Consider the following 25,924-nt stretch of genomic DNA (forward strand, 5'->3'; position numbering starts at 1 on the left):
CCCGCGCGCCGCGCCGTCAGGCGCGGGCGCGCTGGGTGGCGTCGCGGACCTCCCCGACGAGCTCCTCGATGACGTCCTCGAGGAACACCACGCCGGTGACCGCCCCGCCCGCGTCGACGACGCGGGCCAGGTGCGCCCCGGTGCGGCGCATCGAGGCCAGGGCGTCCTCGACCTCCTCACCGGCCCCGAGGGTGCCGAGCTGACGGATGCGCTTCTCCGGCACGGGCTGGGTGTAGCGCTCGTCGTCGGCGTAGAGCAGGTCCTTCAGGTGCAGGTAGCCGTGCAGGTCGCCGGCGGCGTCCAGGACGGGGAAGCGGCTGAAGCCGGTGCGCGCCACCAGGGCCTCCACGTCCGCCGGGGTGGCGCCCACGGTGACGGTGCGCAGGTCCGCCAGGGGCACGGCGATCTCCCCGACGCTGCGGTCGGAGAACTCCAGCACCCCGCTGACCAGGCCGCCGGAGTCGTCGAGGGTGCCCTCGCGCTGGCTCTCGGCCACGATCGACTGCACCTCCTCCACGGTGAAGGCGCTGGCGACCTCGTCCTTGGGTTCCACGCCGGCCAGGCGCAGCACGGCGTTCGTGACGCCGTTGAGCGCCCGGATCAGCGGGCCGAGCGCCCGGCCGAGCGCCACCAGCGGCGGGGCCAGCAGCAGCACGGCGCGGTCCGGGCCGGCGATGCTGAGGTTCTTCGGGATCATCTCGCCGACCACGACGTGCAGGTAGACCACGACGGTGAGCGCGATGACCACCGCGACCGGGTGCACCAGCCCGTGCGGCAGGTGCACGGCCTCGAACAGGGGCTCCAGCAGGTGCGCCAGGGCCGGTTCGGCCACGGCGCCCAGGCCGAGGGAGCACAGCGTCACGCCGAGCTGGCAGGTCGCCAGCATGAGGGAGACGTGCTCCATCGCCGACAGCGCGGAGCGGGCGCGGGCGCTGGTGGCGGCCAGCGGCTCGACCTGGCTGCGCCGCGCGGACAGGACCGCGAACTCGGCGCCGACGAAGAAGCCGTTGCCGAGCAGCAGCACCAGGCCCACGAGCAGGGACAGACCGGTGCTCACGCGCGGGCCCCCGTCCCGGCGGAGGCCGCGTGGGCGCCCGAGCCCGCGGGGCCCTCGGCCACGGGAGCGGAGACGGAGGCGGCGTGCGCCCCGCTCTGCGCGGTGGCCGCGACCTGGGCGGCCGCCTCCACGGTCGACAGGCGCGGGCGCAGGCGCAGGCGGTCCACGCGGCGGCCCTCCATGCGGGTCACGCGCAGCACCGCGCCCTCCACCTGGACCTCGTCGCCCACGAGCGGGATGCGGGCCAGGCGGCTCATGACGAAGCCTCCGAGGGTCTCGTACTCGGGGGCCTCGGGGACCTCCACGCCGGTGCGGTCGCGCACCTCGTCGGGGCGGGCCAGGCCCGGCACGGTCCAGGAGCCGTCGCGGTGCTGGCGCAGGCCACCGCGGTCGCGGTCGTGCTCGTCGGAGACGTCGCCGACGATCTCCTCGACGAGGTCCTCCAGGGTGACCACCCCGGCGGTGCCGCCGTACTCGTCGACCACGAGGGCGAACTGCAGGCCCTTCTGCCGCAGCTGCAGCATCAGCGGCTCCAGCCGCAGCGAGTCCGGCACCCGCCGCACGTCCTGCATGAGGGCCGCGGCGGGCACCTCGTGGCGCCGGTCGACGGGCACGGCCACGGCGGCCTTGACGTGCACGACGCCGCGCACGTCGTCGTCGTCCTCGCCGGTGACGGGGAAGCGGGAGTGCCCGGTGCTGCGGGCCAGGACGATCACGTCGGCGGCGGTGTCGTCCAGGCGCACGGCCTCCATCCGCACCCGCGGGGTCATCACGTCGGCGGCGGTCTGGTCGCCGAAGACGAGGGTGCGGCTGAGCAGGTTGGCGGTGCCCTGGTCGAGGGTCCCCATGTCGGCGGAGCGGCGCACCAGCGAGGCGAGCTCGCGGGCGGAGCGGGCTCCGGAGAGCTCCTCCTGGGGCTCGACGCCGATGGCGCGCAGGAAGCGGTTCGCGCTGCCGTTGAGGACCCGGATGAGCGGGCCCGTCGCCCACGTGAAGCCGCGCTGCAGGGGCGCGACGACGCCCGCGGTGGGCAGCGGCAGGCTCAGGGCGAGGTTCTTGGGCACCAGCTCACCCACGACCATGGAGAAGCCGGTGGCGATGACGACGCTGCTGACGGTGGAGACCGTGCCGGCCGCACCGGCGGACAGGCCCGCGGCGGTCAGCGGCACGTCGAGCAGCGCCGCCAGCGACGGCTCCATGAGGTAGCCCAGCAGCAGCGTGGTCAGGGTGATGCCCACCTGGGCGCCGGACAACTGCGTGGACAGGGTGCGCAGGGCCGGCAGGACGCCGGCGGCGCGGCGGTCGCCGGCCTCCACGGCCCTCTCGACCGTGGGGCGGTCCAGGGTGACGAAGGAGAACTCGGCGGCGACGAAGACGGCCGTGCCCAGGGTGAGCAGGACCCCGACGAGCAGGAGGAGCCACTCGGTCAGCACGGGGCCTCCGGGAGCGGCGTCGGGCGGGGGCGGGGAGGGGGGCCGCTGCGCGGCCCGGGAGATGAGTCCATGACGCCCGGATTCTACGAGGACCGGGCCCGGGTCCGCCTGCGTGAGCCGGGCCCCGCGCGCTGCGCGCGGGGCCCGGCCACCGCTCAGCGGGAGCCGAAGTCGGCCTTGCGCAGGGTGGCGTGCACGCCGACCGTGCGGTCCACGACCTGCGAGGCGTGGAAGTCGCCCGCCGCGCTGAGGTAGGCGTACGCCACCGGCCCCGGCAGGCCCATGTCCTCGGTGAGGAAGGACATGGCGTTGCGGACCGCCACGCGCATCGCCTCGCCCAGGTCGGTGCCGTTGCCGCCGCCCTCGGGGCCGTCGGGGTCGGACAGCCCCACGGGGATCCAGTGCTCGGGGGTCTCGGCGAACGGGTACTCGCCCGCGATGCGCGGGGCGCCGTCGCCGGGGCGCACCACGCTCAGGCGCACGGTGGCGCGCAGCGAGCCCTCCATCGCGGTCAGCGCCACCTCGCCGTGCCCCTGGGCCATGTGCGGGTCACCGACGAAGAACATGGCGCCGGGCACCTGCACCGGCAGGTAGAGGGTGGAGCCGACCACGAGGTCCTTGACGTCCATGTTGCCGCCCGCGACGGTCGGCGGCACGGAGTCGACCATCGCGGAGGTGTCGCGGGCCACGCCCATCATCCCGAGGAACGGCGCCAGCGGGAAGCGCGGGCCCGCGGTCCCCGGCATCACCCCGACGAGGTCGCCGCCGGACGTGGCCACGGAGGTGAAGACGCTGACGTTGCCGCCGGCGTTGAAGTACTCCGCCAGGGCGGGGTCGTCCTGCCAGGCGCCGGGCAGCTCGTCAGGCAGCGCACCCTTGCCGTGCCGGTTGGAGATCACGCCGTAGGGCACGCGCAGCGCCAGGTCGAGCACCTCGACCTTGAGCACGTCACCGGGCTCCGCACCGGTGACGGCGACGGGGCGGCTGACGACGTGCGGTCCGGGGCCGTCGTGCGCGACGCGGGCGGCGATCTGCACGGCGTCGTCCAGGACGTCGCGCTCGTCCACCCCGAAGGAGGTGAAGTAGCCCATCGGGTCCTGCCCCTGGTCCTCCAGGACGCCCTCGTGGGAGACGGTGTCCAGGGTGACGACGGCCCCGGAGCGCACGACGGTGACGGGTTCGGTGTCCCGGTTGGGCAGCCGGCCCCAGAGGACGTTCTCGGCGGTGGAGGGCACGTACGTGCCGCGACGGGGGCCCCGGCCGGACTGCAGCGTGCGCAGCGCGGCGGTGCCGGGGCTCGCGGCAGCGGCACCGGCGGTGGACAGGGCGGCGGGGACGGTGGACAAGCCGGCCGCGGCGGCCAGGAGGGAACGGCGGCGGGGGTGCTGGGTGCTCACGGGTGCACTGCACCAACGGCGCGTTCCGCGCGGGTTTCCCGTCCGTTTCGCCAGGGTGACGAGGTGCTCACCGGTGCACGGCTCGGGAGAGAGCTCAGAAGAGGGTGTCGCCCGAGAGGAAGCTCACCAGCGGGTCCACGCACCGGCGAGCGGCCCGCAGCAGCGAGTCGTGCCCGCACCCGCCGGCCACGAGGGCCGTCGCCGACGGCACGGCGGCCGCGAACTCGCTCGCGGCGACGCGGAAGTACCCGGGGCTGCGCTCGCCCGTGAGCAGCAGCGCCCGCGCGGGCAGGCCGGCGTAGGCGCCGACCGGGGAGTCCAGCTGCAACCCCGCGCGGGTCTCCCGCAGCACCTGCGGCAGCCGCGCGGCGGTCGAGCGCCCCCACCCGGTGCGGGCCAGCACCCCGCCGACGAGCCGCTGCACCCGCTCGGAGCGGCCGGCGGCGGTCAGGCCCAGGGAGCCGGTGCGCAGGTGCCGGTCCAGGTGGGCCAGCGCCAGCTCCGGCGAGCCCGTCGCCAGCGCCCGCGCGGCCTGCTCCAGCGCCTCCTCCGGCACCGCGCCGTCCAGCGGCAGCACCGCGTCGTAGACGGCGACCCGGTCGATGCGGCGCTCCAGCAGCCCGCCGGTGGCCAGCAGCGCCACCAGGCCGCCGAGACCGTGCCCGAGCACCAGGCGGGCGCCGGTGGCCGCCAGCACCGCCCCGAGCAGGGCGACGTCGTCCGCCACGGCGTAGCGCGCGCCGGGGCGCCCGGCCACCTCGCGGTCGTAGCGGTGCACGGTGAAGCGGGCACCCAGCCGCTCGGCGAGCCGGTCGTGGTCGGCCGCCGGGCGGGCGCCGTGCACGAGGACGAGACCCGGCCCGGCGCCGCCGGTGACGAGCTCGACGGGCGAGCCGTCCGCGCGGCGCACCCCCTCGAGGATCACCGCACCACCCCCCGTCGCCGCCGCTCGGCGCCCACCGGCCGTCACCAGCCCGCGGGCAGCGGGCGACCCTCCTCGTAGCCGGCCGGGGACTGCAGCCCCACCACGGCGCGCTCGGCGAACTCCGCGACCGTGCGCGCGCCGACGTAGGTGAACGCCGAGCGCACCCCGGAGGTGATCTGGTCGACGAGGTCCTCCACACCGGGGCGGGCCGGGTCCAGGTGCATGCGCGAGGAGGAGATGCCCTCCTCGAACAGGCCCTTGCGGGCGCGCTGGAACGGGGAGTCCGCGCGCGTGCGGGCGGCCACCGCGCGGGCGGAGGCCATGCCGAAGCTCTCCTTGTAGGGACGCCCGTCGGCGTCCACCGCGAGGTCGCCGGGGCTCTCGTGGGTGCCGGCGAACCACGAGCCGACCATCACCTGGCTCGCGCCGGCGGCCAGGGCGAGGGCGACGTCGCGCGGGTGGCGCACCCCGCCGTCGGCCCACACGTGCCCGCCGAGCTCGCGGGCGGCGGCCGCGCACTCCAGCACGGCGGAGAACTGCGGGCGGCCCACGCCGGTCATCATCCGGGTGGTGCACATCGCCCCCGGGCCCACGCCCACCTTGACGATGTCGGCGCCGGCGGCCAGCAGGTCGCGCACGCCCTGGGCGGTGACGACGTTGCCGGCCGCCACGGGCACCTGCGGGTCCAGGCCGCGCACGGCGGCCAGCGCCTCGAGCATCTTCTCCTGGTGGCCGTGGGCGGTGTCCACGACGAGGGTGTCCACGCCCGCCTCCAGCAGCGCCTTCGCGGTGCCGGCGACGTCGCCGTTGATGCCCACCGCGGCGGCGATCCGCAACCGGCCGTCGGCGTCCAGCGCGGGCGCGTAGACGGTGGAGCGCAGCGCACCCGTGCGGGTCAGCGCCCCGGCGAGCACCGGGCCGTCGCCGTGGTCGCGCACCACGGGGGCGAAGCGGCGCCGGGCGGCGTGCAGGGCGCCGAAGGCGGCTTCGAGCCCGTCGCGCTCGACGACGTCGGCGTCCAGCGTCACCGGCGAGGGGCTCATGACGGAGCCGACCTGCGTGAAGCGGTCGACGTCGGCGCAGTCGGCGGGCGTGACCACGCCGAGCACGCGCCGCTCGTCGTCGACGACGACGGCCGCGCCGTGGGCGCGCTTGGGCAGCAGGTTCAGGGCGTCGTGCACGGTGTCGGAGAGGTGCAGGACCACGGGCGTCTCGAAGACGGGGTGGCACCGCTTGACCCGAGCGACGACGTCGGCGACGACGTCCACGGGGATGTCCTGCGGCAGGACGGCCAGGCCGCCGCGGCGGGCGACGGTCTCGGCCATGCGGCGGCCGGAGACCGCGGTCATGTTCGCCACGACGAGCGGGACGGTGGTGCCGGTGCCGTCGGCGGAGGCGAGGTCCACGTCCAGGCGGGAGACGACCGAGGACCGCCCCGGCGCCAGGAAGACGTCGTTGTAGGTCAGGTCGTGGGCGGGCACCTGCCCGGTGGTGAAGCGCACCCCCCCAGGGTAGGCGCGCGGCGGCCCCGGTCGGATCGGGTGGAGGCCTCGTGCACGCGGCCCGCACCCGGGCCGGGCCCCGCGGCCAGCGCCTACCCTCGGGGACCATGAGCACGGGCCCCTCCCCCGCCGGCGGCGCCGCGGGCGCACCCACCCCCTCCCGCACGGCCGTCGTCGTCGAGGACGAGCCGACCATCGCCGACGCCGTGGCGCGGCGCCTGCGCGCGGAGGGCTACACCGTCGAGACGGCCGGCGACGGCCCCGGCGGCGTGGAGCTGTGCGAGCGCCTCGCCCCGGACGTGGTGGTGCTGGACGTGATGCTGCCCGGCTTCGACGGCCTGGAGGTGTGCCGGCGGGTGCAGGCGTCGCGGCCCGTGCCGGTCCTCATGCTCACCGCGCGCGACGACGAGACCGACAAGCTCGTCGGCCTGGGCGTCGGCGCCGACGACTACATGACCAAGCCGTTCTCCATGCGCGAGCTCGTCGCCCGCGTGAACGCCCTGGTGCGGCGGGTGGAGCGGGCCCGCCAGCTCGTGGGCACCCCCGCCGCGACCGGCACGCTCACCTTCCCCGTCGAGGGCGGTGAGCTGGTGGTGGACCGCGACCAGCGCCGGGTGCGCCGCTCCGGGGCGGAGGTGCACCTGACGCCGACCGAGTTCGACCTGCTGGTGTGCCTGGCCGCCTCGCCGCGCACCGTGCTGACGCGCGAGAAGCTGCTGGAGGAGGTGTGGGACTGGGCCGACGCCTCCGGCACCCGCACCGTGGACAGCCACGTCAAGGCGCTGCGGCGCAAGCTGGGCGCGGACCTGGTGCGCACCGTGCACGGCGTGGGCTACGCGTTCGAACCCGGGGACCCGCCCGCCGGCCGGGAGGCCCCGTGAGCGGCGGCGAGCGCGGCGCGGGGCCGGCCGGGCACACCGGCTCGGGGCTGACGGGCCCCATCCCGCTGACCGGCGCCGCCCGCGACGCGCGGGTGCGGGCCCGGCAGAGCGTGCACGGCGACGCCGGGCGCACCGCGGTGCGCCCGGCGTCGCGGCGCTCCTGGCCCGACGTGCGCCCCCTGGACCCGGTGCACTCCCTGAAGACGAAGCTGGCGCTGCTGGTGGCGGCGTCGGTGACGGTGGCCTCGCTGCTGGTGTGGGCGGGGCTGCGGCTGGACGCGCTGCGCATCGGCCCCCGCTACACCCTCCCGCTGGCCATCGTGATCACCCTGGTGTTCACGCAGCTGCTGGCGCGCGGCATGACGTCCCCGCTGCGGGAGATGACGGCCGCGGCGCGCGCCATGGCCACCGGCGACTACTCCCGGCGGGTGCGCTCGACCAGCAGCGACGAGGTCGGGGAGCTGGCCGACGCCTTCAACCGGATGGCGCAGGACCTCGAGGCCGTGGACCGCGAGCGCCGCGAGCTGGTCGCCAACGTCAGCCACGAGCTGCGCACGCCGGTCTCGGCGCTGCACGCGGTGATGGAGAACCTCGTCGACGGCGTCACCGAGCCGGACCACGAGACGCTGAGCACGGCGCTGGCGCAGACGGAGCGGCTGGGCCGGCTGGTCGAGCAGCTGCTGGACCTGTCGCGGCTGGACGCCGGGGCGGTGTCGCTGGACCGCGAGGAACTGGCGCTGGAGCCGTTCCTGGGGCAGGCGACGCGCGCGATGTCGATGACGGGGCGCGACGTGCGCTACGTGCTGGACGTGGACCCGGAGGGGTTGTCGGTGGAGGTGGACTCCGCGCGGCTGCACCAGGTCGTGGCGAACCTGCTGGACAACGCCTCGCGGCACTCCCCGGCCGGCGGCACGGTGACGGTGTCGGCGCGCGCGGCGGGGCCCGTGGTGCGCATCAGCGTGCAGGACGAGGGCCCGGGCATCGCCGACGCCGACCGCGAGCGGGTGTTCGAGCGCTTCCAGCGCGGCAGCGCGCGCACCGACGGCGGCACCGGGCTGGGCCTGGCGATCGCGCGCTGGGCGGTCCAGCTGCACGGCGGCACGATCCGGGTGGGGCCGACACCGCCGCAGGGCGGCTGCCGCATCGACGTGCACCTGCCGCGCGAGGTCCCGCAGGGCCGCTGACCGGCGCGGACGGCGCCGAGCCGTGCCGCGACGCCCTGGGGCGCGGGATAGGGTGGTGGTGCGCCCGCGTAGCCCGACATCGAGGAAGAAGGCGACAACGCCGTGCCTCAGCAGCCCTCGCCCCACGAGGACAAGCTCGCCACGTTCGGCCCGAACGAGTGGCTCGTCGACGAGCTGTACGAGCAGTACCTGAAGGACAAGCACTCCGTCGACGAAGCGTGGTGGGACTTCTTCGCCGACTACACCCCCGCGGAGAACCCGGCGGGGTCCACCACCGCCGCCGCACCGGCGGGGAACGGCTCGGCGAACGGCTCGACCGGCGCCGGGCCCACCGCGAACGGGTCCACCGCCAACGGCACGTCCGGCGCCGGGTCCACCCCCAACGGGTCCACCGGCCCGCGCGACGCCGGCCCGGCTCCCGCGGCCGCGGTGCGCGAGCCCGCGCGGACCCCCGCCCCGGCCCCGGTCGGGAAGACCGACGGCCCCACCCCGGCGCCCGGCGGCGCCCCGACGACGGTGCCGGCCGGCGGCGGCTCCACGTCCACGGCCTCCGGCGCACGGGCCACGACGCCCCCGCCCGCACCCGTCAGCCCCGCCCCGGCCGGCGGCGCGCCCGCGAAGCAGCCCGCGAAGAGCCCCGCTGAGAGCTCGGTGCGGGCGGCGTTCCCCGAGCGGGACGTGGTGGAGAAGCTGCGCGGCCCCGCGGCGCGCGTGGTGACGAACATGGAGGAGTCGCTCGAGGTCCCCACGGCCACGAGCGTGCGGGCCGTCCCGGCGAAGCTGCTGGTGGACAACCGCATCGTCATCAACAACCACCTCAAGCGGGCCCGCGGCGGCAAGGTCTCCTTCACGCACCTCATCGGGTACGCGATCGTCGAGGCGCTGGGGCAGATGCCGTCGATGAACGCGGCGTACGCGCTGGACGACAAGGGCAAGCCCGCAGTCCTGCACCCGGCGCACGTCAACCTCGGCATCGCGATCGACCTGCCCAAGCCGGACGGCTCGCGCCAGCTCATGGTGCCGGCGGTCAAGGAGTGCGAGAGCAAGGACTTCGCGGAGTTCTGGGCCGCCTACGAGGACGTCGTGCGGCGCGCCCGCGCGGGCAAGCTCACCGCGGACGACTTCGCCGGCACCACGATCAGCCTGACCAACCCCGGCACCATCGGCACGGTGCACTCGGTGCCGCGCCTGGTCAAGGGCCAGGGCGCCATCATCGGCGTCGGCGCCATGGAGTACCCGGCGGAGTACCAGGGCGCCAGCGAGGAGACCCTGACCCGCCTGGCGGTCAGCAAGGTCATCACGCTCACCTCCACCTACGACCACCGGATCATCCAGGGCGCCGGCTCCGGCGAGTTCCTGCGGATCGTGCACAGCAAGCTGCTGGGCGAGGACGGGTTCTACGACCGCGTCTTCCAGGCGCTGCACATCCCGTACCAGCCGATCCGCTGGACCGCCGACATCTCGGTCTCCCACGACGACCAGATCAACAAGACCGCCCGCGTGGTGGAGCTCGTCCACGCCTACCGGGTGCGCGGCCACCTCATGGCGGACACCGACCCGCTGGAGTACCGCCAGCGCGTCCACCCCGACCTGGAGATCGAGTCGCACGGCCTGACGCTGTGGGACCTGGACCGCGAGTTCCCCACCGGCGGCTTCGGCGGCAAGGCGCACATGAAGCTGCGCGACGTCCTGGGCGTGCTGCGCGACTCCTACTGCCGCACCGTCGGCATCGAGTACATGCACATCCAGGACCCGGAGCAGCGCCGCTGGATCCAGGACCGGGTGGAGCGCCCGTACGCCAAGCCCAGCGCCGCCGAGCAGCTGCGCATCCTGCGCCGCCTGAACGCCGCGGAGGCGTTCGAGACGTTCCTGCAGACGAAGTACGTCGGGCAGAAGCGCTTCTCGCTGGAGGGCGGGGAGTCCGTCATCGCCCTGCTGGACGCGCTGCTGTCGCGCGCGGCCACGGCGGGCCTGGACGAGGTGTGCCTGGGCATGGCCCACCGCGGCCGCCTGAACGTGCTGACGAACATCGCCGGCAAGAGCTACAGCCAGGTGTTCCGCGAGTTCGAGGGCGTGCAGGACCCCCGCACCGTGCAGGGTTCCGGCGACGTGAAGTACCACCTGGGCACCGAGGGCACCTTCACCGGCGAGGACGGCGAGCAGACGAAGGTCTACGTCGCGGCCAACCCGTCGCACCTGGAGGCCGTCGACCCCGTCCTGGAGGGCGTGGCGCGCGCCAAGCAGGACCGCCTCAACATGGCGGGGGCGTCCTTCCCGGTGCTGCCGGTCCTGCTGCACGGCGACGCGGCGTTCGCCGGCCAGGGCGTGGTGGCCGAGACGCTGAACCTGTCGCAGCTGCGCGGGTACCGCACCGGCGGCACGGTCCACGTGGTCATCAACAACCAGGTCGGCTTCACCACCGCACCGGCGTCGGCGCGCTCGTCGGTGTACGCCACGGACGTCGGGCGGATGATCCAGGCGCCGATCTTCCACGTGAACGGCGACGACCCCGAGGCGTGCGTGCGGGTGGCCCAGCTCGCCTTCGAGTTCCGCCAGACGTTCGACAAGGACGTCATCATCGACATGGTCTGCTACCGCCGCCGCGGCCACAACGAGGGCGACGACCCCTCGATGACGCAGCCGCTGATGTACAACCTCATCGAGAAGAAGCGCAGCGTCCGCAAGAGCTACACCGAGCAGCTCATCGGCCGCGGCGACATCTCGGTCGAGGACGCCGAGGAGGCGCTGCGCGACTACTCCGCCCAGCTGGAGCGCGCGTTCGCCGAGACCCGCGAGTCCAGCCCGGACACCACCGGCGACGGCCGCGGCGGCCTGGAGCGCCCCAGCGCCCAGGAGGCCGACGACCAGGCCCCCCTGACCACCCGGCCCACGGCCGTGGACGTGTCGGTGCTGCAGCACATCGCGCAGGTGCAGGCCAACCCGCCGGAGGGCTTCACGGTCCACCCCAAGCTGCGCCAGCTGCTGGACAAGCGCCTGCAGATGACGCGCGAGGGCGGCGTGGACTGGGGCTGGGGCGAGCTGCTGGCCTTCGGCTCGCTGCTGATGGAGGGCACGCCGGTGCGCCTGGCGGGGCAGGACTCCCGCCGCGGCACGTTCGTCTCGCGCCACGCGGTCCTGACCGACCGGGTGACGGGCGACGAGTGGACGCCGCTGCTGTACCTGGGCCGCGAGGGCGCCGAGCAGGCGAAGTTCTGGATCTACGACTCGCTGCTGAGCGAGTACGCGGCCATGGGCTTCGAGTACGGGTACTCCGTGGAGCGCCCGGACGCCCTGGTGCTGTGGGAGGCGCAGTTCGGCGACTTCTTCAACGGCGCGCAGACCGTGATCGACGAGTTCATCGCCGCCGGCGAGCAGAAGTGGGGCCAGCGCTCCTCGGTGGTGCTGCTGCTGCCGCACGGCTACGAGGGCCAGGGCCCGGACCACTCCTCGGGGCGCATCGAGCGGTTCCTGCAGCTGTGCGCCGAGGACAACATGACGGTCGCCGTGCCCTCGACGCCCGCCAGCTACTTCCACCTGCTGCGCCGGCAGGCGTACGCCCGCCCGCGCCGCCCGCTCATCGTCTTCACCCCGAAGTCGATGCTGCGCCTGAAGGCCGCGCAGTCGGCGGTGGAGGACTTCACCACCGGCACCTTCCGCGAGGTCATCGGCGACGAGGGCGGGCTGGACCCGAAGGCGGTCGACCGCGTGCTGCTGTGCAGCGGCAAGGTCTACTGGGACCTGGTGGCCGAGCGCGCCAAGCGCGGCGACTCCCGCACCGCGGTCGTGCGGGTCGAGCAGCTCGCACCGCTGCCGGTGGACGCCCTGCTGGAGGTGGCCGCCACCTACCCCGACGCCGAGCTGGTGTGGGTCCAGGAGGAGCCGGCCAACCAGGGCGGCTGGCAGCACGTGGCGATGAACCTGTTCGCCTCGGGCACCCGCCTGCGCCGCGTCTCGCGCCCGGCGTCGGCCTCGCCCGCGGCGGGCTCGGCCAAGCGCCACCAGGCCGAGCAGCAGCAGCTCGTGGCGGAGGCCTTCGACCGCTGAGGCCACCCCGCACGACGACGCCCCCGCCGCCCACCCCGGGCAGCGGGGGCGTCGTCGTGCGCTGGGTCGCAGCGGAGGAGGTGGACCACGTGGCGGTGACGACACCGGAGGCCGGTCGCCCGGTCTCCTGGGACGAGTACGACGCGCTGCCGGAGGACCCTCGTGTCGAGTACGTCGACGGGCACCTGCTGGTGAGCCCGAGCCCCACGCGCTGGCACCGGGAGCTGTGCATCGATCTGCTCACGGCCCTGCGCACCGCGCTGCCGCCCGCGCACCGGGTCATCACGGCGTGGGAGTGGCGGACCGGGACGGACGCCTTCATCCCCGACGTCATGGTCTACGACACCGCCGCCGCGACCGACGAGCGCCGCTCCACCGGCACCCCCGCGCTGTGCGTGGAGGTCCTGTCCACCAACCGCCGTGACGACCTGCTGCTGAAGACGGCGAAGCACGCCGAAGCCGGCTTGCCGCGGTACTGGATCGTCGACCCGCGCGAGCGGACGCTGAGCACGTTCGCGCTCGACGACGGCGCCTTCCGCCCCACCCACGTGCTGCGCCCGGCCGACGGCGCGGTCGAGCTGGACCTGGGCGTGGCGCGCCTGCGGCTGGACGTCGCGGCACTGCTGGGCCCGTAGGCGCACTACCCTGGCTCGCGCACTCCCCCACCGACGACAGGAGCACCACACCCGTGCGCGAGGACCAGCTGTGAACGGCCGCTACGACGTGCGGGTGTGCCTGGTGGGCGACGAGTTCGTGACCGGCGTGGGCGACCCGCGCGCCCTGGGCTGGGTGGGCCGCGTGTCGGCCCGCACCCCCCGCGAGGACCGCGACATCACCCTGTACCCGCTGGGCGTGCCGGGCGAGACCACGACCGACCTCAACGCCCGCTGGCGCGACGAGACCACCCGCCGCTTCACCGGCGGCGACGAGCACCGCCTCGTGGTGGGCCTGGGCCACGCGGACCTGGACGCCGGCACCACGCTGGCGCGCAGCCGGCTGAACCTGGCGAACGTGCTGGACGAGTGCGAGGCCCGCGGGCTGCCGACCCTCGTGGTGGGCCCCACCCCCGTGGCCGACGAGGACCGCAACGACCGCATCGGCGACCTCGCCGACGCCTTCGCCGACGTCTGCGCGCGCCGCCGCGTCGTCTACGTCGACACGTTCTCCCCGCTGGCCGAGCACGAGGACTGGTACGCCGACCTCGCCGCCGGTGACGGCGTGCACCCGGGCCAGGCCGGGTACGGGCTGCTGGCGTGGCTGGTGCTGCACAGCGGCTGGTACGACTGGCTGGGCGTGCCGCAGCCCTGACGCCGCCGCGGCCGGCGCTGCGGCCGCACGGGGGTCCGCGGTGGCGTCTGGATGGCGTCCGGGTGACGTCCAGGGCGGCGCACCCGCGGGCGCGGGGCACCATTGCGGGGTGCCCGGCCCCGGCGTCGCCTCCCCCGTCCTGCTGCTCGGTCCCCTGCTGCGCTACGTCGACGGCACCCGGGCCACCGTGTGGGTGGAGCTGGACGCACCGGCCACGGTGGTCGTCGAGGTCGACCTGCCCGGCGGGGGCACCGCCCGCGGCACCACCCGCACGTTCACCCTGCACGGGCACCACTTCGCCCTCGCGGTGGTGGAGGGGCTGCCACCGGGCCGCCGCCTGCCGTACCGGGTGCTGGTCGCCGGCGAACGCCTGTGGCCCCCGGTGGACCCGGCGTGGTCGTGGCCGGCCAGCGAGATCCGCACCCCCGCCGAGGGCGCTGCGCTGCGGCTGGCGTTCGGCTCCTGCCGGCGCGCCGGGGACGACGGCCCGGAGTCGGTGCGGCTCGTGGGCCCCGACGCCCTGAGCGCCCTGGCGCACCGGATGGTCGGCGAGCACGCCGCGGAGGACCGGTGGCCGGACCTGCTGCTGTTCGTCGGCGACCAGGTGTACGCCGACGACCCCACCCCGGCGCTCGTGCAGCGGCTGCGCGAGCGGCACCGCGGCCGCCCCGACGCCGGGTCCGAGGTGCGCGGCGAGATCGGCGACTTCGAGGAGTACACCTGGCTCTACCACGAGACGTGGGCTCCGCAGGCGGTGCGCTGGCTGCTGTCCACCGTGCCGACGTGCATGCTGCTGGACGACCACGACCTGCGCGACGACTGGAACACCTCCGACGCCTGGCGCCGGCGGGTGAGCGCGCAGCCGTGGTGGCGCGACAGGGTGGCGGGCGCGTTCGCCAGCTACTGGGTGTACCAGCACCTGGGCAACCTCTCCCCCGAGGACCTCGCCGCCGAGGAGCTGCTCGCCCGGCTGCGCGCGAGCGGGGACGACGCCGAGCGGGACCGGCTGGTCGACGAGTTCGCCCTGCGCGCGGACGCGGACCCGGCCAGCGCCCGGTGGAGCTTCTCGCGCGACCTGGGGGCCACGCGCCTGGTGGCGGTGGACTCGCGCTGCGCCCGCCGACTGGAGCCGGGCTCGCGGCGCATCACCGACGAGGCGGAGTGGGCGTGGGTGCGCGAGCAGGCGCTGGGCGCGGGCGCGCAGCGCCCGGGCGCCGAGCCGCCGCAGCACCTGCTGCTGGCCACGACGCTGCCGGCCTTCCTGCTGCACGCCGTCCACCACGCCGAGGGCTTCGACGAGGCCGTCGCCGACGGGGTGTGGGGGCGGCGCGCGGCCCGCTGGGCCGAGCGCTTGCGCCAGGCCGCCGACCTGGAGCACTGGGCGGCGTTCCGGACCTCGTTCGACGAGCTGGTGCAGCTGCTGCGCGAGGTGACCGGCGCCGAGCGCTCGCCCGCGAGCGTGCTGCTGCTCTCCGGCGACGTGCACTGCAGCTACACCGCGCGGGTGCGGGTGCCGCGGTCCGGCACGACCCCGGGCACGGTGGTGCACCAGCTGGTGATGTCGCCGTTCCGCAACCCGCTGCAGCTCCCCGTGAAGGTCGCCAACCGGGTCCTGGACTCCGCGCCGGCGCGGGCGCTGACGCGCGCGCTGGCCCTGGCCGCCGGCGTGCGCGAACCCGGCGCGGCCTGGCGGGTGGAGAACGGGCCGTGGTTCGGCAACGGCGTGATGACCGTGGTCCTGGACCCCGACGGCGGTGCGGCGGTGGAGGTGGAGCACGCGCTCCAGCACGGGCCCCGCCCGCGGCTGCGGCGCACGCTGCGCCAGGAGCTGAGCACGCCGCGGCAGCCGCGTGTGACATCTGCGTAACGGGAGCCGCCCGGGAGGACCGGTGTGCGTGAGGTGTCCGCGGCGTGGTCCACACTGTCCTGTCTCCCCACGACTCCGGAGGTACGTCCCGTGCTCCTTCGCACCCCCCGCAGGTCCTTCCTCGGCGCCGCCGGCACGCTCGCGCTCGGCGCCCTGGCGCTGACCGGGTGCGGGTCCGACTCCCTGTCCGGCAGCTCGGGCACCGCCTCGTCGTCGGCGCCCGCCGCGGCGGCCGAGGTCGGCGCCGACGCCGCGCTGACCGCGATGCTGCCGCAGTCCGTGCAGGACTCCGGCGTGCTGCGCGTGGGCACGAACGCCGAGTACGCGCCCAACGAGTTCCTGCGCGGCAGCGAGGTCGTCGGCATGGACATCGACCTCATGGACGCCGTGGCGGCCAAGCTGGGGGTGCAGGCCGAGTACCAGAACGCCGGGTTCGACACCCTCATCACCGGCGTGCAGGGCAACCGCTACGACGCCGCGATCTCCTCGTTCACCGTCAACGCCGAGCGGCTGGAGCAGGTGAACATGGTCCAGTACTTCAACGCCGGCAGCCAGTGGGCCGTGCGCGAGGGCAACCCCGACGGCATCGACCCGGAGAACCCCTGCGGGGTGAGCGTGGCCGTCCAGAACGGCACCGTGCAGTCCGACGAGGACCTGCCCGCCCGCCAGCAGGCGTGCGCGGACGCCGGGCAGCCCGCCATCGACGTGGTGCCCTTCGACTCCCAGCAGGACGCCACCGCGGCCCTCGTGCAGGGCCGCGTGCAGGCGGTGGTGGCCGACTCCCCCGTCGTCGCGTACGCGGTGCAGCAGAGCGAGGGCCTCGAGCTGCTGGGCGAGATCTACGACGCCGCCCCGTACGGCGTCGTCGTGCCGCTGGAGCAGACGCAGACCGCCGAGGCGATCTCGCAGGCGCTGCAGGCCCTGGCCGAGGAGGGCGCCTACGAGGCCGCGCTGGAGGCCTGGGGCGCGCAGGACGGCGCCGTGGACGAGTTCCCGGTGAACCCGGCCCCGTGAGCCCGCAGGACTCCGTCGAGGCCGCCCGCCCCGGGCGGATCGACGCGGTGGAGGTCCGCCACCCGTGGCGGTGGGTGGCGCTGGCGGTCATCGCGGTGCTCGTCGCGATGCTCGCCCACCTGCTGGTGACCAGCCCGGCGTTCGACTGGGCGTTCACCCTGGAGGTGATGAACCAGACGGCGGTGATCCGCGGCCTGCTGCTCGGCACCCTGCTCATGACGGTGCTCGCCATGGTCATCGCCGTCGTCGTCGGGGTCCTGCTGGCGATCGCGCGCCTGTCGGACAACCCGCTGCTGTCGGGCTCGGCGTGGGTGTACACCTGGTTCTTCCGCTCGGTCCCCCGGTACGTGCTGCTGTTCCTCACGGGCAGCCTCGGCGCCCTGTTCGCCGGGGGCCTCTCGCTGGGCGTGCCGTTCGACTTCCTGCTCACCGACGCCTTCGGCACGCCGCAGCTGCGGTTCCTCAGCGTGGACCAGGCCACCGTGTACGCGTGGCTGGGCGGGTACGCCGGCGGCGTCCTGGCGCTGGGGCTGTCCGAGGCCGCGTACATGGCGGAGATCGCCCGCGCCGGCCTGCTCAGCGTCGACCGCGGCCAGCACGAGGCGGCCGCCGCGCTGGGCATGACGAAGCGCCAGGTGATGCGCCGGGTCGTGCTGCCGCAGGCGATGCGCGTCATCGTCCCGCCGACGGGCAACGAGGTCATCGCGATGGTCAAGGACACCTCGCTGCTGAGCGCCCTGCCGGTGACGGTGGAGCTCTTCTACCAGGTCACGCAGATCAGCGGTCGCACCTACCAGGTGCTGCCCGCGCTGGCCGCCGCGGTGATCTACTACCTCCTCCTCACCAGCGTGCTCATGGTCGGGCAGCACTTCCTGGAGCGGCGCTTCGGCCGCGGGTTCGGCGGCGGCGCCGGGACCGCGGCGGCCGGCGTCCCCGTCGGGGCGGGGGCGCAGAAGTGAGCGCACCCCTCGACCGGGCGCCCCTCGTCCAGGCGGTCAACGTCCACAAGTCCTTCGGGCACGTGGAGGTGCTGCGCGGCGTCGACCTGGACGTCCACGCCGGGGAGGTCGTCTGCCTGCTGGGCCCCTCCGGTTCGGGCAAGACGACGTTCCTGCGCTGCATCAACGCCCTGGAGCGCATCGACGGCGGCCGCATCCGCGTGGACGGCGACCTCATCGGCCTGGAGGAGCGCGGCGGGCGGCTGCACCGCCTGAGCGACGAGCGCCTCGCGCGGCAGCGCCGCGACATCGGCATGGTGTTCCAGCGCTTCAACCTCTTCCCGCACATGACGGCCCTGGAGAACGTCGTCGAGGCGCCCGTGCGGGTGCGGGGCGTGGCCAGGGCGCAGGCGCGCGAGGAGGCGGTGGCCCTGCTGGAGCGGGTCGGCCTGGCCGACCGCGTGCGCAACTACCCCGCGCAGCTCTCCGGCGGGCAGCAGCAGCGCGTCGCGATCGCCCGGGCGCTGGCGATGCGGCCCAAGCTCATGCTGTTCGACGAGCCGACCTCCGCGCTGGACCCCGAGCTCGTCGGGGAGGTGCTGGCGGTCATGCGCGAGCTGGCCGCGGACGGCACCACGATGATCGTGGTGACCCACGAGGTGCAGTTCGCGCGCGAGGTCGCCGACCAGGTGGTGTTCATGGACGGCGGGGTCGTCGTCGAGCGCGGCACCCCCGCCGACGTCATCGGCGCCCCCCGCCACGAGCGCACCCGCGCGTTCCTGTCCCGGGTGCGCGAGGGCGGCTGAGCGCGCCGGGACGAGCGGGTCAGGAGCGCGCCGCCCGCCCCGGCGCGGGCTCGGGCAGCTGACCGGTCTGCAGGACCTCCGCCGCCACGTCGCGCAGCTTGCGGTTGGTGTGCTGCGACACGTGCCGCAGATCGGCCAGGGCCTGATCGCGGGTGGTCTTGCGCAGCGCCATGAGGACCCCCACGGCGGCGCCGATGTCCCGGTTGGAGGCGACGGCCTCCTCCAGGTTCACCGCGCGCTGGCGGTGCGCGAACGCGGACACGCTCGCGGACCCCACCGCCAGGACGACGTCGGCCAGGGCGCGGCGCTCGCCGTCGAAGGCTCCCGGGGCACCCGCGTACAGGTTCAGGCCCGCGGCCCACTCCAGGCCCTCCTCGGGCACCAGCGGTGACGACAGGACGCTGCCGATGCCGAGGGTGGCGAACCGCTGCACCACCCCGGGCCAGCGCTCCTCGGCCGAGACGTCGGCCACGTGCAGCTGGCGGCCGGTCGCGATGGCCTCCAGGCACGGCCCGGTGCCGGCGGCGTACTGCACCTCGTCGGCGCGCCGGGGCACCGCACCGGCTCCGGCCACGGTCGTGCTGCGCGGCCCGCGGCTGACGGTCACCGTGGCGCCGAGCAGACCGGGCACCGCTTCCAGGGCCGCCCGCACGACGGCGTCGCAGGCGTCGGGGATCTGACGGGCGCCGTCCACGGCGGTGCGCAACCGGTGCGCCACGCCGGCGAGGGCCACGACGGCTTCACGGGGAGTCGCCGGGTCGCTCACCGACGTCACTTCGGGCCTCCTACCCACCGCGGCAGAGGCTCTTGCTTGAACCGTGTCCCCCGAGCGTAGTGGACCGCGGACCGCGCCCCGCACGCAGGCGGGACCACCGGTCTCAGGAGGGCCCGCCCCCCGCCCGCACCGGAGCCACCACGAGCTCCGGCGAGCGCGCCCGCGACACGCACGGCATGACGGACCCCCCGCGCTGGGCCTCCGTCAGCACGAGGTCGCGGTGGTCGGCCTCGCCGGCGAGCAGCCGCAGCCGGCACGTCCCGCAGGTGCCGGAGGCGCAGGAGGCGTCCACGGCGATCCCGGCCCGCCCCAGCGCGGCCAGCAGCGTGGTGTCCGCACCGACCTCCACCCGCTCGCCCGTCGGCGCCCACACGGCGGTGAAGGGCTCACGGCGTCCGCCCAGGGGGTCCACACCGGCGAAGTCCTCCACGTGCACGCGGCTGGGCCGCCAGTGCGCGGTCAGGGCCAGGACCTCCTCGACCAGTCCCGTGGGGCCGCAGCAGTACACGCGGGCGTCGTCGTCCGGTTCGGCCAGGTGCGGCCACAGGTCGAGCCGGCCGTGCAGGGCGCTGTGGTGCACCACCGAGCCGTCGGCGGAGAACTCGTCGAGGAAGGCCGTCTCCTCCGGGCTGCGCGTCAGGTACAGCACGGTGACGTCGGCGCCGCCGCGGGCGCGCAGCTCGGCCACCATCGAGCGCACGGGCGTGATCCCGATGCCGCCGGCGATGAACAGGTACCGCTTCGCGCGGCGCAGCGGGAAGGCGTTGGCCGGCTCGGAGACGGCCAGCTCGTCGCCGACGGCGACGTCGTCGTGCATGCTCACCGACCCGCCGCGCCCGGCGTCGTCGCGGCGCACGCACAGCACGTAGCGCTGCGGGGCGCGCGAGCCGGGCTCGACGAGGCTGTAGCTGCGCCGGTGGCCGGCGGGGGTGCTCACGGCGACGTGCGCGCCGCTGCGGTACCCCGGCAGCGCGGCGCCGGTGGGGTCGACGAGCACGAACCGGCGCACCGACGCGGTGAGGTCCTCGGTCTCGGCGACCCGCAGCCGCAGGTCCTCAGGCACGCACCCCACCCCCCACGGCCAGCGTCCCGCCGGTGAGGACCCGCACGTAGAAGCCCATGAGGTCGTGGCCGAAGCAGCGCGAGAGCAGCTGCGGCACCGGCAGGTCGCGCCGGCCGGTGGCGGGGTCCACCTCGGTGGCGGCGCAGCGCACGGTGGGCTTCTCGCCGCGCACCCGCACCCCGCCCAGGTCGAACTCCCGGCCCACCAGGTCCAGCTCGCCGAAGGCGGGCAGGCCGTCGACGTGGACGTTGGCGCGGAAGCGCAGCGGGTCCACCGGCGCGCCGGCACGCCGCTCCAGCTCACGGACCGAGGCCAGGTTGAGCACCGAGACCAGTTCCATCGCCTCGTCGCCGCCCGGCGCGGTGTCGGTGAAGCGCCGGCCCTCCTCGTGCGCCCACACCGGCAGCACCCCCGCCGGCAGGTCCAGGACCCGCGCGAACAGCTCCAGGACCCGCTGCACGCCCTCCCCGGTGCGCAGGTCCGCGCACAGCACCTCGTGCTCGCGCACCGCGACCGTGAAGATCCCCGTGGCTGTGTCCAGGTGCGTGCGCAGCCCGGCCAGCCGGGCCTCGTCGACCAGCACGAAGAACTGCCGCTTGGAGATGCCGCGGCGCACGCCCGGCGCGTACTCCCCGCCCGGGCGGGCCAGCGCGAACCACCGGTCGAAGGGGAACGCCCGTCCCGCGCTCAGCTGCACCTCGCGCAGCGGCTGCGGGCTCAGGCCCTTGACCGGGTAGACGTGCAGCGCCTCCACCCGGCCGCTGGTGCAGACCCCCGCCGCCGACCGCCCGCTCGTCACGGCGCCACGGTAGCGAGCGGGCACGCTCCCCCCGCGTCCCGGCTGCGCACAGCGCCGCGACCACTACCCTGCTCAGCGTGACGAGCCCCCTGAGCACGGCGAGCGAGAAGACGGCCGGCGAGAAGCGGGTCCTGGTCGCGGCCCTGGAGCGGCAGCGCCAGGCCGTGCTGTGGAAGCTGGAGGACCTCGACGACGAGCGGCTGCGCCGGCCCCTGGTGCCGTCGGGCACCTCGCTGCTGGGCATCGCCAAGCACCTGGCCTCGGTCGAGCACGGCTGGTTCGGGCGCACGTTCGGGCGGGCGAACGAGGAGGTGCCCGAGCAGGCCCTGGCCGAGGACCCGCACGCGGAGTGGCGCATCCACCCGTGGGAGACCACCGAGGGCGTGCTGGCCTACTACGCGCGGGCGCGCGCCGCCTCGGACGCGGTGGTCTCCGAGCTCAAGCTCACCGACCGCGGCACCACCCGCGGCGGCGACGCGGTCTCGCTGCGCTGGGTGCTGGTGCACATGACCGAGGAGACCGCCCGGCACGCCGGCCACGCCGACGTCCTGCGCGAGCTGCTCGACGGCCGCACCGGGGACCGTCCCGGCGCCTGAGGCCCCGGCCGTGGCCCGGGCGAACCTCTCCCGGCGGAGGACGAAGGTCCCGGCCGCGGCTGCCGATGGGCTGTCGTGGCCTCGCCCCTGCGCTCCCTGCGCTCCCAGCTCCTGGTCCCCGGCGTCGGGGCCGTCGTCGTCACCGCCGGCCTGCTCAGCGCGCTGAGCGCCTGGCAGGTGGGCGACCTGGCCGACGCCACCTCCGGCGACGTGCGCGCGATGTCGGAGCAGTCGCTGCGCGACGCGGGCGCGCAGGTGCTGACCACGGTGGCGACCCAGTCCGCCGCCGTGCAGTCGCAGCTGGACGGCGACCTGCGCACGACCGACGAGCGCCTGCTGGCCCTGGGTGCACCGCGCCTGCAGGGCAGCGCCACCTGGACCGCCACGAACCAGGTCACCAAGGAGGCCGTGCAGGTCACCGTGCCGCAGCTGCTGTTCGGGGACACCTCGCTGGGCCAGGTCACCGACCCCGCCCAGACCGTGCCGGCGGTGGACGCCGTGGCCGCGCTGACCGGCGCCCCGGTCACCGTCTTCCAGCGCGTCAACGAGGCCGGCGACATGCTGCGGGTGGCGACCACCGTGGTCGGGGCGAACGGGAACCGCAACATCGGCACGTACATCCCCGCCGTCAAGGAGGACGGCAGCGCCACCCCGGTCGTGGCCTCGCTGCTCGCCGGGGAGACGTTCCACGGCACCGCCGTCGTCGCCGACGAGCCGTACATCACCGTGTACGAGCCGCTGCTCATCGACGGCGAGGTCGCCGGTGCGGTGTTCGTGGGCCTGCCGCAGGACGACGTCACCGCCGACCTGCGCGCGCGGCTCGCCGAGGCGACCGTGGGCAGCACCGGGCAGTACGCCGTCTTCTCCAGCGCCACCGCCTCGCGCGGCACCGCCGTGGTCGCCCCCGAGGGCGCCTCCGACGGCGACGCGATGCTCGACGCGCGCGACGCCGACGGCGAGCCGTACGTGGAGCGGCTGCTGGAGCTGGCCGCGGACCTGCCCGACGGCGGGTTCACCACCACCACCGTCGAGCTGCCCTCCGGGCCGCAGACCGTCGGGGTCTCCCGCTACGCCGCCTACGACTGGGTGGTCACCAGCTGGCTGCCCGAGGCGGACACCGCCGCGGTCACCGACCGCATCCAGGGCGAGCGCGCCGCCCTCGTGCGCGACAACGTCCTGGCCGGGCTGGCGGTCGCAGCCGTCCTGGGCGTCCTGATCGCCGTGCTGGCCCGGGGGCTGGTGGGTCGCATCGAGCGCCTGACGGGCGTGCTGCGCCGCGTCGCCGCGCGGGACCTGTCCGTGGGCGCGACCGCCGACGAGCGCGCCGACGAGATCGGCGAGATGGGCCGCGCCCTGGACGACGCGGTGGCCGGCATGCGCGAGGCGGTCACGGCGATGAGCCGCGGCGCCGGGCGCCTGACCGGGACCGCCGCCTCGCTGGAGGGCGCCGGCGCGCAGCTGGCCGAGGCCGCCGAGAGTACCGCCACGGACATCACGCAGGTCGCGGGCGACGCCGGCGGCGTCTCCGAGGGCGTGCGCGACGTCGCCGAGGCCGTGGAGCAGCTGCGCGCGGCGGCCGACGAGGTTTCCTCCACCACCAGCGGCGTCACGGTCGTGGCGGGCGAGGCCGTGCAGCTGGCGCAGGCCGCCACGGGCACCGTGGAGCGCCTGGGCGGCTCCTCGCAGCAGATCGCCGACGTGCTGCGCACCATCACCGCGATCGCCGGGCAGACGAACCTGCTGGCCCTGAACGCCACCATCGAGGCGGCGCGCGCCGGGGAGGCCGGCTCGGGGTTCGCCGTGGTGGCCGAGGAGGTCAAGGAGCTGGCCCGCCAGACCGCGCAGGCCACCGAGGAGATCGCCCCCACGCTGACGGCCGTGCAGGCCGAGGCGGCCGCGGTGCGCGCCGACATCGACTCCATCTCCCGCACCATCGCGCACATCGACGCCCAGCAGGCCACGATCGCCTCCGCGGTGGCGCAGCAGCTGGCCACGACCACCTCGATCGGCGTCACCCTGCACAGCGCCGCCGCCAGCTCCGGCGGGATCGCCGGGGCCCTGTCGGCCGCGGCGGGCTCCGTGGCCGGCACCACCGCGCAGGTCGGCTCGGTGCGCGCGGCGGTCTCGGAGCTGGGTCAGGTCGCCGAGGACCTGGAGGCGGTCACCCGCCGGTTCACCTTCTGAGCACCCCGCGGGGCCGGCGGGGTGCCGGTCACCCCCGCAGGCCGGCGCGCCGGGCCGCGACGGGCACGTCCGCGCTCGGCACCCGGTGCCGGCGCCGGTCCAGCTCCAGGGTGAGGGCGTACCCGTAGACGGTCAGCGCCGTGAGCACCCACAGCCACAGGCACACCGCGACGGCACCGCCCACGTGCGTGTAACCGCCGAACGGCGCGCCGAGGTCGACGGGGATGGCGAGGAAGAGGACGAACCCCTGCAGGAAGCCGGAGACGAACGCCCCGGTGGCGTAGGCGCCCCACAGCGTGGCCCACCAGCCGGCGCGCACCGGCCCCAGCACCCGGTACACGTACACCAGCACCGGGGAGACCACGAGCCAGTCCACGTTGAGGGCGACGTACACCGCCAGCGCCGTGCGGGCGGTGCCGGTGCCGAACCACCCGGCGAGGAACGGGGCCACCTCGAGCACGGCGAGGAAGCCCACCGGCGCCAGCAGCAGCAGGGGCGCCGCGCGCAGCCGCACCCGCCACGCCCCGGCGCGCCCGCGCACCGGGGGCGCTGGCGGCTCGGGGTAGCGCACGCTGACCCGGGCGAAGCCGCGGCGCAGCCCCTCGCCGTACACGGTGGCCGGCACGAGCGCCACCAGCACCGCGAGCCAGCCGACGTCCACGGCCGTGCGCACCAGGTCGCCGACGACGCGCCCGGCGCCCTGCGCGTCGGGCAGGGCGCGCCCGACGGCGTCGCCGAGCTCGACGACGCGCTCGGGCCCCAGGACCACGGCCAGCAGCCGCACCGCGACGACGAGCGAGGGCACCAGCGCCACGGCGGCGTAGAAGGTCACCCCCGCGGACACCAGGGACAGGTCGTGCCCGTGCAGGCGGGTGCGCACGTCGGCGAGCAGCGAGCGCAGCCGCACGACGCGGCCGGTCGCGGCGGTGCGGTTCACACGCCCACCGGGGCGCTCTGCGCGGGCAGGCGCACGGGGCCGGGCGCACCGGGGGCCACGGACGACGGGACCGGGGCCGGCGGAACCAGGGGCGTGGCGCGCGGCGCCCGGGCACCGCGGTAGGCGCGGCGGTAGGCGGTCGGCGTGGTGCCCACCAGGCGCAGGAAGTGCTGGCGCAGCATCGCCGCCGACGAGAAGCCGCAGCGGCGGGCCACCTCGTCGACGGTCTCGTCGCCGTCCTCCAGCAGCAGCCGCGCGGCGCCGACGCGCTGCTCCAGCAGCCAGCGGTGCGGGGTCACGCCCGTCTCGGCACGGAAGCGGCGCGCGAAGGTGCGCGGGGACATGGCCGCGGCGCGCGCCCAGCCGGCGATGTCGACGTCCTGGTCGAGGTGGGCGGCGGCCCAGGTGAGGGCCCGCTGCAGGGACTCGTCGGCGCACGGGCGCACCGGCGCCTCGACGTACTGCGCCTGCCCGCCGTCGCGGTGCGGGGGCACGACCATGCGCCGGGCGATCGCGGTGGCCACGGCGCTGCCGTGGGCCTCGCGCACCAGGTGCAGGCACAGGTCGATGCCGGCGGCGGTGCCGGCGCTGGTGGCGATGGGCCCGTCCTGCACGTACAGCACGTCGGGGACGACCTGCACGGCGGGGAACTCGCGGGCCAGCTGGGCGGCGTAGCGGTGGTGGGTGGTGGCGCGCCGGCCGTCGAGGTACCCGCCGCGGGCCAGGGTGAAGGCGCCGCTGCACAGGCTGGCCACGGTGGCGCCGCGGGCCAGGGCGGCGTCCAGGTGCGGGGCCAGGACGGCGACGTCCGGACCGCGCAGCGCCTGCGAGGGGCCGATGAGGACCAGGTCGGCGTCGTCGACCGGGTCCAGGCCGTGCTCGGGGACCAGGGTGAAGCCCTGCGCGGAGCGCACCGGGGCCCCGCCGGGCGAGCACACCGCGAAGTCGAAGGCGGGGACGCCCTCGTCGGTGCGGTCGATGCCGAAGACCTCGCAGCCGATGGCGAACTCGAAGGTCGAGAAGGCCTCGCCGACGACCACGGCGACCGAGCGCAGGGGGGGCACGGGGGCAGTCTGCCAGTGCCGGGCCAGGTTGGCAGGATGGCGACGAACATCGGCAGGACTGCCACTCGGCGCGCAGGGCGCACCGCGCCACGCTCAGCGCATGACCTTCTCCGACTGGTTCTGGCTCGCCGTCCTCGTCGTCCCGCCGGC

21 protein-coding genes are annotated in these 25,924 nt (G+C 75.6%); 11 read left to right on the top strand and 10 right to left on the bottom strand.

The features are described 5' to 3' along the window. Positions 1-16: 16 nt before the first annotated feature. From ACRYM0_RS04430 to ACRYM0_RS04450, 5 genes are all read right to left on the bottom strand, one after another. Entirely contained in the window at positions 17-1,057 is a 1,041-nt protein-coding gene (locus ACRYM0_RS04430; protein WP_432502463.1) for a hemolysin family protein, read from the bottom strand. Continuing rightward, a complete protein-coding gene (locus ACRYM0_RS04435; RefSeq protein WP_432502564.1) occupies positions 1,054-2,487 on the bottom strand; it encodes a hemolysin family protein in 1,434 nt (477 codons plus the stop codon). The genes ACRYM0_RS04430 and ACRYM0_RS04435 overlap by 4 nt, the downstream gene beginning before the upstream one ends. 158 nt (positions 2,488-2,645) lie before the next feature. Beyond that, positions 2,646-3,887, bottom strand: coding sequence for an acetamidase/formamidase family protein (locus ACRYM0_RS04440; RefSeq protein ID WP_432502465.1), 1,242 nt, complete (start codon positions 3,885-3,887; stop codon positions 2,646-2,648). Positions 3,888-3,981: 94 nt separating this feature from the next. After that, positions 3,982-4,812: an alpha/beta fold hydrolase gene (locus ACRYM0_RS04445; RefSeq protein WP_432502467.1), complete on the bottom strand. Its 831-nt coding sequence runs from the start codon at positions 4,810-4,812 to the stop codon at positions 3,982-3,984. Between the two features lie 41 nt (positions 4,813-4,853). Then, positions 4,854-6,314, bottom strand: coding sequence for a GuaB1 family IMP dehydrogenase-related protein (locus ACRYM0_RS04450; protein ID WP_432502470.1), 1,461 nt, complete (start codon positions 6,312-6,314; stop codon positions 4,854-4,856). A 107-nt stretch (positions 6,315-6,421) separates the two neighbouring features. Between ACRYM0_RS04450 and ACRYM0_RS04455 the strand changes: the two genes are divergently transcribed. From ACRYM0_RS04455 to ACRYM0_RS04495, 9 genes are all read left to right on the top strand, one after another. Then, the gene (locus ACRYM0_RS04455; protein WP_432502471.1) at positions 6,422-7,195 is read left to right on the top strand and encodes a response regulator transcription factor; all 774 of its coding nucleotides are present in this window, start codon (positions 6,422-6,424) and stop codon (positions 7,193-7,195) included. Further along, positions 7,192-8,379: a sensor histidine kinase gene (locus ACRYM0_RS04460; RefSeq protein ID WP_432502474.1), complete on the top strand. Its 1,188-nt coding sequence runs from the start codon at positions 7,192-7,194 to the stop codon at positions 8,377-8,379. The genes ACRYM0_RS04455 and ACRYM0_RS04460 overlap by 4 nt, the downstream gene beginning before the upstream one ends. A gap of 102 nt (positions 8,380-8,481) precedes the next feature. Then, the gene (locus tag ACRYM0_RS04465; protein WP_432502476.1) at positions 8,482-12,423 is read left to right on the top strand and encodes a multifunctional oxoglutarate decarboxylase/oxoglutarate dehydrogenase thiamine pyrophosphate-binding subunit/dihydrolipoyllysine-residue succinyltransferase subunit; all 3,942 of its coding nucleotides are present in this window, start codon (positions 8,482-8,484) and stop codon (positions 12,421-12,423) included. Positions 12,424-12,512: 89 nt separating this feature from the next. Continuing rightward, on the top strand, positions 12,513-13,058 hold the full coding sequence (locus tag ACRYM0_RS04470; RefSeq protein ID WP_432502478.1) for a Uma2 family endonuclease: 546 nt from the start codon (positions 12,513-12,515) through the stop codon (positions 13,056-13,058). Positions 13,059-13,128: 70 nt separating this feature from the next. Then, complete coding sequence (locus ACRYM0_RS04475) at positions 13,129-13,731, top strand: GDSL-type esterase/lipase family protein (protein WP_432502480.1); 603 nt, start codon at positions 13,129-13,131, stop codon at positions 13,729-13,731. Positions 13,732-13,840: 109 nt separating this feature from the next. Beyond that, positions 13,841-15,598 (top strand): DUF7800 domain-containing protein, encoded by a 1,758-nt coding sequence (locus tag ACRYM0_RS04480; protein WP_432502482.1) that lies wholly within the window; start codon positions 13,841-13,843, stop codon positions 15,596-15,598. 90 nt (positions 15,599-15,688) lie between these two features. Next, positions 15,689-16,612 carry an ABC transporter substrate-binding protein gene (locus ACRYM0_RS04485; protein WP_432502484.1) on the top strand — a complete coding sequence of 308 codons (924 nt, stop codon included), beginning with the start codon at positions 15,689-15,691 and terminating at the stop codon, positions 16,610-16,612. Next, positions 16,609-17,571 carry an amino acid ABC transporter permease gene (locus ACRYM0_RS04490; RefSeq protein ID WP_432502486.1) on the top strand — a complete coding sequence of 321 codons (963 nt, stop codon included), beginning with the start codon at positions 16,609-16,611 and terminating at the stop codon, positions 17,569-17,571. Before ACRYM0_RS04485 ends, ACRYM0_RS04490 begins: the two co-directional genes overlap by 4 nt. After that, positions 17,568-18,356, top strand: a complete 789-nt coding sequence (locus tag ACRYM0_RS04495) for an amino acid ABC transporter ATP-binding protein (RefSeq protein ID WP_432502488.1) — start codon at positions 17,568-17,570, stop codon at positions 18,354-18,356. The genes ACRYM0_RS04490 and ACRYM0_RS04495 overlap by 4 nt, the downstream gene beginning before the upstream one ends. A 19-nt stretch (positions 18,357-18,375) precedes the next feature. On the opposite strand, the gene ACRYM0_RS04500 is transcribed toward ACRYM0_RS04495, so the two are convergent. From ACRYM0_RS04500 to ACRYM0_RS04510, 3 genes are all read right to left on the bottom strand, one after another. Then, the gene (locus ACRYM0_RS04500; protein ID WP_432502490.1) at positions 18,376-19,122 is read right to left on the bottom strand and encodes a GAF and ANTAR domain-containing protein; all 747 of its coding nucleotides are present in this window, start codon (positions 19,120-19,122) and stop codon (positions 18,376-18,378) included. A gap of 112 nt (positions 19,123-19,234) precedes the next feature. Then, the gene (locus ACRYM0_RS04505; protein ID WP_432502492.1) at positions 19,235-20,194 is read right to left on the bottom strand and encodes a PDR/VanB family oxidoreductase; all 960 of its coding nucleotides are present in this window, start codon (positions 20,192-20,194) and stop codon (positions 19,235-19,237) included. Next, entirely contained in the window at positions 20,187-20,993 is an 807-nt protein-coding gene (locus tag ACRYM0_RS04510; protein WP_432502494.1) for an MOSC domain-containing protein, read from the bottom strand. Before ACRYM0_RS04510 ends, ACRYM0_RS04505 begins: the two co-directional genes overlap by 8 nt. A gap of 77 nt (positions 20,994-21,070) precedes the next feature. Between ACRYM0_RS04510 and ACRYM0_RS04515 the strand changes: the two genes are divergently transcribed. Beyond that, entirely contained in the window at positions 21,071-21,589 is a 519-nt protein-coding gene (locus tag ACRYM0_RS04515; protein WP_432502496.1) for a DinB family protein, read from the top strand. A gap of 75 nt (positions 21,590-21,664) precedes the next feature. Next, complete coding sequence (locus ACRYM0_RS04520; RefSeq protein ID WP_432502498.1) at positions 21,665-23,773, top strand: methyl-accepting chemotaxis protein; 2,109 nt, start codon at positions 21,665-21,667, stop codon at positions 23,771-23,773. A gap of 28 nt (positions 23,774-23,801) precedes the next feature. On the opposite strand, the gene ACRYM0_RS04525 is transcribed toward ACRYM0_RS04520, so the two are convergent. Beyond that, positions 23,802-24,710: a YihY/virulence factor BrkB family protein gene (locus ACRYM0_RS04525; RefSeq protein WP_432502500.1), complete on the bottom strand. Its 909-nt coding sequence runs from the start codon at positions 24,708-24,710 to the stop codon at positions 23,802-23,804. Then, positions 24,707-25,774, bottom strand: coding sequence for a GlxA family transcriptional regulator (locus ACRYM0_RS04530; RefSeq protein ID WP_432502501.1), 1,068 nt, complete (start codon positions 25,772-25,774; stop codon positions 24,707-24,709). The genes ACRYM0_RS04525 and ACRYM0_RS04530 overlap by 4 nt, the downstream gene beginning before the upstream one ends. Positions 25,775-25,924: the final 150 nt, after the last annotated feature.

The sequence above is a fragment of the Kineococcus arenarius subsp. arenarius genome (assembly GCF_050871845.1).
Taxonomy (GTDB): domain Bacteria; phylum Actinomycetota; class Actinomycetes; order Actinomycetales; family Kineococcaceae; genus Kineococcus.